The organism is Dyadobacter sp. HNCC25DJ186 (assembly GCF_056895235.1).
The window spans coordinates 278375-289721 of record NZ_JBXHAS010000001.1; the positions used below are offsets into that span (position 1 = coordinate 278375).

6 protein-coding genes are annotated in these 11347 nt (G+C 42.4%); all 6 read right to left on the reverse strand.

What is annotated here, in order from left to right; all coding sequences use genetic code 11:
* Positions 1-19: 19 nt before the first annotated feature.
* Positions 20-1117 carry a carboxypeptidase-like regulatory domain-containing protein gene (locus AC1XUO_RS01210; protein WP_483327935.1) on the reverse strand — a complete coding sequence of 366 codons (1098 nt, stop codon included), beginning with the start codon at positions 1115-1117 and terminating at the stop codon, positions 20-22.
* A 225-nt stretch (positions 1118-1342) separates the two neighbouring features.
* Entirely contained in the window at positions 1343-1825 is a 483-nt protein-coding gene (locus tag AC1XUO_RS01215) for a hypothetical protein (RefSeq protein ID WP_483327936.1), read from the reverse strand.
* A 31-nt stretch (positions 1826-1856) separates the two neighbouring features.
* Positions 1857-3296 carry a SusD/RagB family nutrient-binding outer membrane lipoprotein gene (locus tag AC1XUO_RS01220; RefSeq protein WP_483327937.1) on the reverse strand — a complete coding sequence of 480 codons (1440 nt, stop codon included), beginning with the start codon at positions 3294-3296 and terminating at the stop codon, positions 1857-1859.
* A gap of 39 nt (positions 3297-3335) precedes the next feature.
* Entirely contained in the window at positions 3336-6437 is a 3102-nt protein-coding gene (locus AC1XUO_RS01225; RefSeq protein ID WP_483327938.1) for a SusC/RagA family TonB-linked outer membrane protein, read from the reverse strand.
* Positions 6438-6643: 206 nt separating this feature from the next.
* The gene (locus AC1XUO_RS01230) at positions 6644-8407 is read right to left on the reverse strand and encodes a phospho-sugar mutase (protein WP_483327939.1); all 1764 of its coding nucleotides are present in this window, start codon (positions 8405-8407) and stop codon (positions 6644-6646) included.
* A gap of 152 nt (positions 8408-8559) precedes the next feature.
* Complete coding sequence (locus AC1XUO_RS01235) at positions 8560-11250, reverse strand: MGH1-like glycoside hydrolase domain-containing protein (protein ID WP_483327940.1); 2691 nt, start codon at positions 11248-11250, stop codon at positions 8560-8562.
* Positions 11251-11347: the final 97 nt, after the last annotated feature.

Here is an 11347-nt window from a genome sequence, read left to right on the forward strand (position 1 = left end):
CAGCATTAACAATTGATCATTAATTTCGTTTCCAGTCCGCAGGCAGCAAGGTTGAATATCGGTCATTTCCCAGATAACCTGCGATTTCGAAACCCATGGGCATAACCACCCAACCTTGCGGCGTGATCACACAATATCCTTGCGGAAATTTGATCTGCGTGTAAGCATAAGGCATATCAGAATAAGGAGAGCTTCCTTTCTTTTTGGTAAAAAAAACTTCCAGCATCATTTTAGAAACAACCAGTCGTTCGGTCATTAATTCTCCTGGTTTGATCAAACGATTACCTAAAATCGGCTCTATCCTGTTATGGATATTATTGGCGATCGTGTTATAACCGTTTACGCTTCTGACCGATCTGAACATGCGCATCGAATCCGGAATTTCCTGGTATACTCTAAATCCTTCCTCCCATAAACTGTCTGCAACCATACTGGCCAGTAAATGTTTCAGCGAACCGGCGTAGGCAATTTTCTGATTTTCGCGCCACAATTTTTTCTGCGCTTCGTCTTTTGGTTTAAGTAATTCAAAACGCGTGCTTCCGCCATATAAAACCCGTCCTTCGAAATAATCAAAATCGTCAAGGTCCTGGTGGATTTTATAACCCAATGCATTATTTTCAATAATTAGCGGAGCAGTGGTTTGTGCACTTAAATGTCGGTTATCATCCAAAGAAATTTTTAAAACCTCCGGATTGAGTATTCTGCATTGTTTTGCAAACGGCGTTTTCCCAAGTAATTCTCTGGTAATGATCGCCAGATGTTTTTCACGTTTTTTATTCTTTTTGGAATAAATCGTAACGCCGGTCAGCTGCATACCTTCAATTAATTTGAATTGGACGGTTTTGATACCCGGCTGCTCAAATCTTAAAGTTTGCTTAATCGTTTCATAACCCAAAAACGACACAGCCATTTCAATACTTCCAATGGTAAGACCGGTAAGTTTGTAATTTCCGTTTTCGTCGGCGTTTGTTCCAATAGTCGAATTATTGACGAAAACATTCGCGAACGGCAACGGTTTTCCGGTTTTTCCATCTGTCACTTTGCCGGTAAGGATAACCGCACCACCCTGTTGCGAGAAAGAAACGGATACTGCACAGCCAAAGATTAAAACGGACAAAAATACGCTCTTGAAAAAAAATAAATTACGAAACATTATAGCACGGATAACTAAGCGGTTAGAGGCATTCATCCCCAAAGATAAATGAGGAGTTTGGAATCTTCATCCTGATACCAATAATGTTGAGAGTCTGTTGCAAAAGAAAATTCCAACCGGGAATTAATTCTCCGGTTGGAATTTTAAACGTCGTTAGTCAGACCTGTGTATGCTACAAAACTTCAGATTTTACTTATTCGTCGTAAGCGTAGCCGATTTTTTGATTGACGCAAGGCCATTGTCTCCAATAATTTCTGCGAAGAAAACCCGCGTCGTACCCTTGGTTTCCTGCGCTGTGACAGGAACAGAGATGACATAATTTCGAAGCACTTCATCATACTTCTGAGTTCCTGCCGGAATTGTCGTCACCAAAGTTTGTGCTCCCGTTGACGTTGCCGCATAATACACTTTGAACTCTTTTATCGGAATTTCTGACGTGAACTCGATGTTAAAATTTGTCGTCGCTCCGGCATCAACCGTTAAACCCGTTACAACAGCACTGCTTGACGAAACAGTCCTTGTGGTTCCCAGCCATACAACCGAAACCTGCGCGACCTTGCCGACGCTTGTAGAAATTTCGCTGATCAAATCAGGTTCTTCATAACAACTCGTGAGAAAAATACCCGAACAAAATGTCAACGCAAGGAAAAGGATGTTAATATTTTTCTTCATATCATTAATATTTGAAAGTTATCAAGCAAAACTATTTCGAAACAAACCACATCGGCGTCGCCGGGGTTTTCTGGTTAGCCTCCGCGTTCGCAGTATTTCTCGTTAATTCTGACGACGGATACCTCATGCGCTGAATTCTTCGGCCCTGCAGGTCGGGATTTATATTTTGAGGAAGTGGAAAATCCCAGTAATCATATTTCCTCAAATCTGTCCAGATATCTCCGATCAGAAACATCGCCTTGTATTTCTCTCTCAGAATATTTAACAAAGTCAACTCATTGGCACCGACGTTTACAGAAGTGGCCGCCAGATATGTCGAGATATCCGCTTCCGCGACACCGAGCTTGGTCATATTGGAACGAGCAATATTCAAATAAGCAGTATAGGCTGCGTCGGTCGCTCCTTTCGAAGATAATGTTCCGTCGTTTGCCAAAAACCGTGCTTCTGCTTCGATCGCTTTCACCTCAGAATAGGTCATCATTAATATTGGCGACGTCACAGAGGAATGCCAGGACCTGATGGTGAAGTCAACAGTGGATCCAAGGTTTGATCCGGGAAATACGCCGTTATAGGTTGTTTGTCCTGTTTTTAATGTCACTACTTTTGTCAAGCGCGGGTCTGTGATCGTCTGAACTTTTCCATTCATCAGATCCACAAAAGTACTTCCATACGTGACAGACAAATTTCCAGTACTATTTGCCAAAGCTACCCGACTATACCAGGGACTCAAATTCTTGGTATTGTATGGCATTTGGAAATCATCTGCGTTGCTCATCATTCCCATTTGCAAAGCAGCCAAAGCATTTTCTGCTGCTTGTTTTGGGTTTTTATTTGAAAGATGCATAAGATAACGAGCCTTTAACGAGTATGCCAGCCTGGTCCATTTTACCAGATCGCCACTATAAATCAAATCATCCGTCCCCGGTTTTGTGCCGGAATTTTTAGCCAGTTCTACGATTCCTTCGTCCAGTAACCGCTGAATTGTCGTATAAATTTCCTGCTGCGCATCGTAAGCTGGCTGGAAATTCTTTGGTTCCTGATCTGCGTTTGAAAAAGGAACATTTTCCCAATTGACAGTGGCAAGGCCTAAATTATAAGCAAGTAAGGTTTTGGCAATACCGACATATCCGGGAATGTCGTCGGTCTGGCCTTTGCGGATGATTGCATTCAATTGTGGAATTACATACAGATAAAGATTTGACCAACCCGTAGCATTTTCAGACTCTGCATAAGTGTCTGTCCCATTTGTACCAAGATTGCTGCTGATCTGCTGGGCATATTGACAGGCAAAAAAGGCCTGCTGATAACTGGCTTCGCTTGTATAAAACTGTGCGGTCGGCAACAATTCCTGAACCGTTGCGTCGGGTTTTAAAGTTGGATCTACATTGACATCCAGGAAATTATCGCAGCCTGAAACAATGGTCACCAAAACAAAGATCAGGAGTAAATATATTTTTCTTATCTTATTCATAATCAGGAAAATTAAGATGAATTCGGTTGTTGATCAGTTTTAGAAATTAATATTGACACCAAACTGAAAGCTGCGGGTCGACGGATTATTTCTACCCACAAAACCGATGAGATTTGTTCCTGAACCGAAAGTAAGTGCTTCGGGATCATAACCGCGGAAAGGCGTATTCAGGAATAAATTAGTACCTGTAAGGCTAAACCGAACGCCACCTTTGAAAAGTGAATTACCGAGCAGTTTTTTAGACAAGGAATAATTCAAAGTGGCCGTTCTGATTCTAAACCAGGAAGCATCCTGAATATTAAGCTGAGACCACCCATTGAAACGAGTCGAAGTAGACGGGTTGTAAAATGAATCGTCCAGATAAACGGCTTTGGTGTTTGGAACCAACGATCCGTCCGTTTGCTGCACCACACCTTTAAAAACAACCTGCTCATTACGTCGCTCCGTCAGTTTTATAGATCCGCTTCGCAGCGCGTTTCTTTCCCCCAAATCAATGGCGTCGCCACCTTGCCTCCATTCCATCAGTACAGAAAGTGAAAGACCTTTGTAGTTGAACGTATTGGTCAGCCCGCCGATCCAGTCTGGTTGAGCGTTGCCGTATTGCGTGAGTGTTGTACTGGTCTCAGGAAAACCCGTCGTCGCATTGATCAGCATCAGGCCGTCGGCAGCACGTTTGTAGTCATATCCCCACAAATCACCGATCCTGCTGCCCTCACGCACTTTGAGGGAACCGACGGTATTGTCGTAATAGGAAATTTCCTGCAAAGCGTCAGGCATTTCAATCACTTTTCCGGAAAGTTTCGCCCAGTTTACAGCAATATCCCAGGAGAAATTTTTTACCTGGATTGGCTTTACCGTAACCAATAATTCCACCCCTTTATTTCTGATCAAACCGATGTTTGTAAAATAGGTCGAGAATCCGGACACATTGGATACCGGAGCCTGAACGATCTGATTTTTACTATCCATGGTGAAATAAGTCGCATCCACCATAAGCCGGTTTTTGAAAAATCGAAGCTCAGTGCCTACTTCGATTGACGTCGTCCGTTCTGGTTTCAGGTCCTGATCGGCGGCGGTCAGTCTTCGGTTATAACCCGGCGTTGTATTTCCATAAGGAAAGTTGTCGGTGATATCGTAATACGTACCGATCAAATAAGGCGTAGTCGCTTTTCCGACTTGTGCCCAGGAAGCACGAAGTTTCCCGTAGGACAGAAAGTTATTTTTTGCCAGATGTTCCGTAAAAACATAACCTGCGTTAAAGGATGGATAAACAAAGGATCTGTTTGCTTTGGGCAGAACCGAAACGATGTCATTTCTTACCGTCGCATTCAGGTATAAAATTTCCTTATAACTCAGTTTTGCGTCTGCAAAAAAGCTGACAATCCTGAATTGTGCCGGGGAATAAAATCTTTTCTGTTGATTTTGATAGCTCGAAATGTCATTGGTAAAAGGCGCATTCCAGTTTTCTCCACGAATGTAATAACTATCCGGCCGCTTGCTATCGACAATTGCGTTTCCAACCATCACTGAACCTGTCCAGTTTTCATTGAAATTCTTTTGAGCAGTCAGATACAAATTAGAATTCAACTCCCGAAAGTTAAGTTCCTCATTGATCAAAAAGCCCTTAACCTGTATACCGACATCAAAAGTACTGTCAACCTGGCGGTTACGGGTTTCGTGATAAGTATCGTAGGTGAGCTGATATTTTGCGGACAACCAGTCCGTGAATTTATAGTTTAAAGTAACGTCTGATATATACCGGTTTATCTTATCAACACGCGGACTTTTCTCAACCAGATATCTGGGATTATCTGTAAAACCAGGAAGGATATTTTTCTGCGTGCCGTCCGGATTCAGATAGTCATTCACATCATACGTATTCGGCCAATAACCTAACGCACTAAAAATAGACTTGTCACCTGCGGGCGGGCGCTTGCCACCAGAACGGATATAGTTAAATGAGGCCGAGACATTAAAATTTTTCGTAACATTATAAGCACCGGCCACCTTTCCGGAAAGTCGGTAAAAATTGGTATTTGGCACAATCCCGCTCTGCGTATTATTTCCGAGCGAGACGTAGATATTGCCCTTTTCATTACCTTTCGTCAGCGTCACATTATTATTATTGCGGATACCCGTACGGTAAAAATCACGGAAATTATCGTAGATCTTGTCTGTGTTATTTTGAGGGTCAAGTACCGGACCAAAGGATTGATAAGGCGTACGACCAGGACCAAGTGGTATAAATTCACCTAACCTTCCCTGCAAAAATGTCGTTTGAATATCGGGTGATTTCCCCAAAACGTCTACACCCACGGAAGACGAAACAGAGACGTTTAATTTTCCTGACTTACCCCTTTTTGTAGTAATGATGATGGCTCCGTTTGATGCCCGAAGGCCGTAAAGCGCGGTCGCAGCCGGGCCTTTCAAAACCGATACACTTTCAATATCATCCGGATTTATATCTGCCGCACGGTTCGTATTTGCAAATTGTTCAGAAGCTCCGGGAGAATTACTTCCCGCGCTGGGAAGCGGATTTCCTGCATTCGTGGAGTTACTGATGATGATACCATCGATAACAAATAATGGCTGATTATCCGCGCCGCCGCTCAGTGACGTGACGCCGCGAAGCACGATATTAACACCGGCACCAGGCGCGCCGCCAGATCCTGTAATGATCGCACCGGCAATTTTTCCCTGCAAAGCTCCAACCACGTTCGGATTACCAGAATTTCTGATCTCTTCCGCCTTCACAGATTGGACCGAATATCCAATTGCCCGTTTTTCCTGTGTTTGTCCCAATGCCGTAACGACTACTTCGTTGAGTTCAGAAGCTTCAGATTCCAGTTTAATATTGATGACTTTCTGATTTCCGACATTGACTTCAACTTTTTTGAACCCGATAAAACTGAAAACCAAAGTTCCTCCTGTATGTACAGACAATGAATACTCTCCTTTTTCATTGGTGGTTGTTCCCAGAGAGGTACCTTTTACGTTAACATTCGCACCCGGAATATCAGACCCTGTATCATCAGTAACTTTTCCTGAAATGGTAACAGTCTGAGCCATAAGGCTGCTGACACATAGAAAAAGGACGAGTGGAAGAATCAAGAATTTGTTGTGAAGTATTTTTTTCATCATAAATAGTAATTAGTTTTTATTACCAAGGCTAAGAAAATCTTTTACTCTGAATAAATGTAATAATTTATTTACAAAATATAAATAAAGTAACTACTGGTATTACTTCATCTTTTGTAAAAGCTTTCATCTGACTTAAAAATCATCAGTAAGGCACAAAAAAAGAGCTGCCAAAAATGACAGCTCCTGTTCAAATTCTTATTCAGGAATTATTTCAATCTTAATTCTTCACCAATTGCCTTCACCTTATCTTTCAATCCTGCATACACGCTGTCAAATTCGTCTTTACCTTCAAGCTCAGCACGAACACCCACGTAGAATTTAATTTTCGGCTCAGTCCCTGATGGACGGCAAGTGAATTTAGTACCATCAACAGTAAAGAACTGAAGTACGTTTGACGATTCAATACCCATTTCACCAGAAGGAATCGAAGTCGTAGTTCCCGTAGTGAAATCAGTTGTGGTCAAAGCTTTGTAGTCATCCATGCGGATAACGTCCGAACCAGCCAATGTTTTTGGCGGATTAGCACGGAAATCTGCCATCATTTGCTGGATTTCCTCTGCGCCGGTCTTACCTTTTTTCGTCAATGAGATAAGTCCTTCGTAATAGAATCCGAACTTCTTGTAAATTTCAATCAACATATCAAAAAGGCTCAAACCTTTGTCTTTTGCATAAGCCGTCAGCTCTGCGATCATAGCGCAGGAAGCAATCGCATCTTTGTCACGAACAGCGTCGCCGATCAGATAACCATAACTTTCTTCACCGCCACCGATAAACTGCTCGATACCTTCTTTTTCTCGAATTACCTGAGCGATGTATTTGAAACCGGTTAGGGTATTGTAACATTTCACATCGTAGGACGCAGCCATTTTATCGATAAGATCCGTCGTCACGATTGTCTTGCAGACAAACTGAGTTCCAGTCAATTTCCCGGCGTCTTTCCAGGCGTTCAGCAAATAATAAATCAATACACTTGCTGTCTGATTACCATTTAAAAGCTGAATTTCTCCATGATGGTTTTTCGCGGCGATACCCACTCTGTCCGCATCAGGATCTGTCCCCAATACAAGATCAGCATCGATTTCCTTCGCTTTATTTACGGCCATCGACATGGCTTCACTTTCCTCAGGATTAGGGTAAACCACCGTTGGAAACTGGCCATTACCATTTGGTTCAGCCTGTTCTTCAATAACAGTTACAGACTCGAAACCCATTTTCTCCAATAACGGCTGCACCAGCGTTACCCCAGTTCCGTGCAATGGGGTATATACAATTTTCAAATCCTTCTGACGTGCGATCGCATCCTTTGAGATCGAAAGTGACAAAATATGATCAAGATATTTTTCGTCAATGTCAGCCCCGATTTTGATTATTTTTGAAGGATCACCTTCAAATTTAATATCGTCAATCGATTTGATGGCATTAACCTCATCAATTATATTGGAGTCATGCGGCGCAACAACCTGAGAACCGTCGTTCCAGTAAGCCTTATATCCGTTATATTCTTTTGGATTATGAGAAGCAGTTACCACAACTCCACTCTGGCAGCCCAATTGGCGAATTGCGAAAGAAAGTTCAGGTGTCGGACGAAGCCCGTCAAAAAGGTATACCGTGATCCCGCTTGCGGAAAAAATATCCGCAATGATCTGAGAAAACTCATCCGATTTTATACGGCTGTCGTAGGCAATAGCCACTTTAATTTCCTGATCTGGAAAAGCTTTGTTAAGATAATTTGCCAAACCCTGCGTTGCAGTGCCGACCGTATACCGGTTCATCCGGTTTGAACCCACACCAATTAATCCACGTAAACCACCAGTTCCAAATTCAAGATCCTTATAAAATGCATCAGTAAGTTCAGTATCATTCTCTTCGTCAATCAATTGCTGAATCGACTGTTTTGTGTCGATATCGTAATCGCCGTTAAGCCACGTATTCACTTTGGCCAAAACATTTGGATCTAATTGTGCGGTCATAATTAATTAAAAGATGGTTTTCTGAAACAGTTAATTTTTTAAAAATAAGTCTTTTTATAATCAAAAGTCATATTACTGGTTTTGATTATAAAAAGACTAAAAATATCGTTCTCGGTTGAGTATTATTTTATAAAAGTAAAAATATACCGGAATTACTTACTTAGCGGCACTTCTTCTTTTGCCAATTCCTTCATTTTTTCCTGCGAAGTTTTCAAAATAAGCTCAGCTACAAGGCCTGTCCAGCCTGTCTGATGATTGGCACCACAGCCTCTCCCATTGTCTCCGTGGAAATATTCATAAAATAAAATATGATCACTGAAATGTGGATCAGTCTGACTTTTTTCATCGTTGCCGTTGAACGCACGTCTTCCGTCCGCGTCCTTTTTAAAGATATCAATCAACCGATTGGCAATGGCCATGGCTGCATCTTTAATAGTAACCAGATTTCCGGAATTTGTGGGATATTCTATCTGGAAATCCTCACCATAATAGGCATGGAATTTCATCAGTGAATCAAAGATCAGATAATTCAGAGGGAACCAGATCGGACCGCGCCAGTTGGAATTTCCGCCCATGATATCAGTCAAAGCTTCCGCAGGCGTATAATCTACCTGCAAAACTTCACCATTGATATAGAATTTATACGGGTTTTCCTTATGATATTTGGAAAGTGCACGAACGCCGAAATCTGACAAAAATTCATTTTCGTCCAGCATTCGTTTCATGATCATTTTCATCCGGTGACCACGCAGGATTGAAAGTAACCTGTTTTCTCCTTTTCCTGATTCAAACCAACGCGATATCAAACGGGCAAGGTCGGGTCTGTTGGCCAGAACCCACTCCACGCGGCGTTTGAAAACCGGCATTTTGTCGAGATTCTGCGGATCAAGAATTTCCACAGCAAAAAGTGGAATCAACCCAACGATCGAGCGTACCTTCAGCAATATGCTTTGTCCGTTCGGAATATGAATTACGTCGTAATAAAACTGATCCTCTTCGTCCCAAAGACTGATTGAAGAATTTTTGCCACCAATCGACTCCATCGCACCGGCGATATGCAGAAAATGTTCGAAAAACTTTGAGGCCATATCCTGGTAAACGGGATGAGCCAGCGCGATTTCAACCGAAATCCGAAGCATATTCAAGGTATACATCGCCATCCAGCCCGTTGCGTCAGCCTGCTGCAATTTTCCACCAAAAGGCATCGGCGTCGACCGGTCAAATACACCGATATTATCAAGCCCAAGGAAACCTCCGCTGAAAATATTATTTCCGGTATCATCCTTCTGGTTTACCCACCAGGTAAAGTTCAGAAGAAGTTTGTGGAATATTTTTTCTAAAAATTCAATATCCCCTACACCGTTGTTTTGTTCACGGTCAATCTCATATACCTTCCAGGTTGCCCAGCCATGTACCGGCGGATTTACGTCAGAAAAATTCCATTCATATGCCGGAATCTGGCCGTTCGGGTGCATGTAATACTCCCGAAGTAATATTTCAAGTTGCCGTTTGGCAAAATCCGCATCAACCCGGGCGAGCGGCACACAGTGGAAAGCAAGGTCCCAGGCAGCAAACCAGGGATATTCCCACTTATCCGGCATTGAAATAATGTTGGCTGAATACAAATGTTTCCAACCCGAATTCCTCCCCCACTTTCGTCCCTGATTCGGTTCCGGTTGCGCCGGATCACCTTTCAGCCACTCGTATACATTATAGTAGTAAAACTGCTTACTCCACAACATCCCTGCATAAGCCTGACGTTGAATAGAACGTAGATCAGCGTCGGCAACATCCTTTTGAATATCATCATAAAATTCGTCTGCCTCCCGGATTCTTTTGCTGAAAAGATCTTCAAATCCACCAAAAGGCTCGGAGATGGAGTGATTTACATAACGCATCCGAAGTGTGATACTCTCACCAGCTTTGATGGTTCTTGTAAATTTCCCGGAAGCTTTTGTTCCAATATTATTCGGATTTACGGTCGTAGATTTTCCTCCGCTGACGATATAATCATTGATTCCGTCTTTTGGATAAGCCGTATTATTGGCGGTTCCATAAAGCTTTTTAAGATTCGATTCGTTCTCACAAAACAGCAGTTCGTCGGCCCCGTCCAGATACAGATTATATTTCCCATGTTTGCGATGTGTAACCTCAATCAGACGGTTTGAAATTCCGTTCATCATCGGTTTGTAGTTAAACGCCTCATATCCCCACGACCAGGTATTTCTGAACATAATCGTTGGCAGCACGGTGATCGGCGCATCTTTAGGACCGCGGTTATGAATCGTGACTTTCATCATGATATCTTCCTCATCCGCCTTGGCGTGCTCTATAAAAATGTCAAAGTATTCATTGTTATCGAACACACCCGTGTCCATAATTTCATACTCCGGATCCTCTTTACCTCTTTTGCCATTTTCCTGACGAAGTTTATCATAAGGAAATTGCTGATGAGGATATTTGTAGAGCATTTTAGTATACGAATGCGTCGGTGTACTATCAAGATAATAGTACATTTCCTTCACATCCTCGCCATGGTTTGACTCGCGGTTTGTTAATCCGAAGATCCGCTCCTTCAAAAATCTATCGTTATGGTTCCAAAAAGCGAAGGAAAGACAGATGTGTTGTTTATTATCGGAAAAGCCGCCGATACCATCTTCTCCCCAGCGATAGGTTTTGGACAAAGCCATTTCGTGGGTTATGTAATTCCAGGCATCACCATTTCCGCTATAATCCTCGCGTACAGTTCCCCACTGACGCTCAGACAGATATGGGCCCCATTTTTTCCAACCTTTGTTTTCTTTTTGTAGGCTTAATCTTACTTTCTCTGCGCCATTTGCCATTGATTTGTCAAATTATCTGGGTCAAAAAATTCAATATGAGATTCACAAAATCCTAAACATCAGCTTCTTTAAAGCATAGGAATTGTGTAGAAATTGA

What these genes read in the sequence shown, in the direction of transcription:
- AC1XUO_RS01215 (WP_483327936.1), bottom strand. Translation starts at nt 1,825, where the DNA reads ATGAAGAAAAATATTAACATCCTTTTCCTTGCGTTGACATTTTGTTCG.
- AC1XUO_RS01220 (WP_483327937.1), bottom strand. Translation starts at nt 3,296, where the DNA reads ATGAATAAGATAAGAAAAATATATTTACTCCTGATCTTTGTTTTGGTG.
- AC1XUO_RS01225 (WP_483327938.1), bottom strand. Translation starts at nt 6,437, where the DNA reads ATGATGAAAAAAATACTTCACAACAAATTCTTGATTCTTCCACTCGTC.
- AC1XUO_RS01230 (WP_483327939.1), bottom strand. Translation starts at nt 8,407, where the DNA reads ATGACCGCACAATTAGATCCAAATGTTTTGGCCAAAGTGAATACGTGG.
- AC1XUO_RS01235 (WP_483327940.1), bottom strand. Translation starts at nt 11,250, where the DNA reads ATGGCAAATGGCGCAGAGAAAGTAAGATTAAGCCTACAAAAAGAAAAC.